Origin of the sequence: Enterobacter cloacae complex sp. IR5428, from assembly GCF_049238585.1 — a bacterium.
Lineage (GTDB): Bacteria > Pseudomonadota > Gammaproteobacteria > Enterobacterales > Enterobacteriaceae > Enterobacter > Enterobacter intestinihominis.
In genome coordinates, this window is the sequence record NZ_JBMKHV010000036.1 from 1 (window position 1) to 1,565 (window position 1,565).

At 50.6% G+C, this 1,565-nt stretch carries 2 pseudogenes; one reads left to right on the forward strand and one right to left on the reverse strand.

The window, feature by feature from the left end:
- Positions 1-830 (forward strand): annotated as a pseudogene (locus ACOTXC_RS22640) (phage tail protein); the annotation flags it as partial.
- Here the strand turns inward: ACOTXC_RS22640 and ACOTXC_RS22645 are convergent.
- A pseudogene (locus tag ACOTXC_RS22645) lies at positions 808-1,565 on the reverse strand (phage tail protein); the annotation flags it as partial. The pseudogenes ACOTXC_RS22640 and ACOTXC_RS22645 sit on opposite strands and share 23 nt — an antisense overlap.

The window sequence follows — 1,565 nt, forward strand, 5'->3', positions numbered from 1 at the left end:
TCGGTTTGGTAGACAGCAATGGTTACGTGCCTGTGTCACTGGGAGGTACGGGTAGCAACAGGGGGGCCGCAATTGGTGTCAACATCGATGGAACCTTATCTTCTACTGGCTGGTTTAATGATATTTCAACCAACCCTTCCACAATAGGTTCTGCCCGAATAACTGATGATAATGTATGGCGGAGCTATATTTCTGTTCGCCATCGGAACGGTTCTAATGCGGCCTCAGGAGGAGATAGTGCGAATTACGGATTTATGCTGGTCGATGAAGCAATGTCAGCTCAGTCAGCCGCAAATATCACAATTCGTAAACAGGCAGGCGGTACGTGGCTTTCACCTGTCAAATTATATTCAACGGGTAATACGACTAAAGCAAGTGATGGCACCCTAAAGGCGGCCTCACCTGTTGCTCGCATTGTTAATTCTCAGGAACAGAACCAGCGCACGGATATATCCGAGGATGGTTTTGCATGGTGCGGCTGCGGTACTGCGAACACCGAAGCTGAAGGAATCAAAATTTCCCGGGTCGATGTTGGTGTTTATGTGCTGAGAGGTTCGGCAGGCCTGGCGTCAGAGGGATGGCAGTTACTGCCGCCAATGGACCCAGGCGGCATGGGAGAGCTTGGGATTGTTGAAGCAGAGCAGGCAGAAAGCGGTGGGCTGACTATCCGCCTGTTTAAGCGAAAATACATGCTGAGCGATGAAGGGGAGATCGTCAAAACAAAAGGGGAACCGATGGACGTGCCGGTGAACAGCTGGATCGATGTTCGCCTGGATATGCCTGATGATTCTGCCTTTAATCAGATGATCAATCAGAAACTTCAGCCATAGCTGCACGCTGATTCCAGATACTGTTTTGCGGCATCTCTACACGGACACTGACAAACTGATCGGCCGGAATATCGGCCGGTTCGCCATCCACGAAACCTTCCCGTGAGTTCCTCGCAAATATCGGTGCTGACGGGTATTCCCGGTGGAATGTTTTCACGAGCACTGATCCGTCGGCATTAACCTCATAGTCAAGCCAGATTAGGGCCTGCCCATTACGATCTTTAGGGATATCGAAGCCACCATCAATCCCACCCCACGCCGCATCTGAATTCATACCCATGCAGCCCTCGATCAGATACTCTCCGGCTTTCATGCGAGTTACGGTACAGCCCTCTGATTCGTTATTAGTTTCAAACGAACCGTCTGCATACAGTTTAACTACTGGGGAAGCTGCTTTTAACGTGCCGTCACTAGCTCTGGTAGTGTTACCAGTGTCATAAACTCGTAACCATGGAAGGAATGAGGCGCTTTCTCTTGCCCTCCACCACATACCCTGGTTTCCTCGTCCCCCAAGCTGAAAGCAGTAGGATGAATCGGAACTATGAGCACAGTTTATCCCCATAAACACAGCAGTAGCTGAGGGACCGTCATAAGGGCTACTTAAAAATCGGCCATCGATAGCTATATCCCAGCCAGCACTACTATTACCCGGCCCGCCCAAGCCAAAATCTCCCCGGGATAACATCTGTCCTGTCGAGCTGTAAGCATCCCGTGTCGCGCTACTTCCTAAACCGA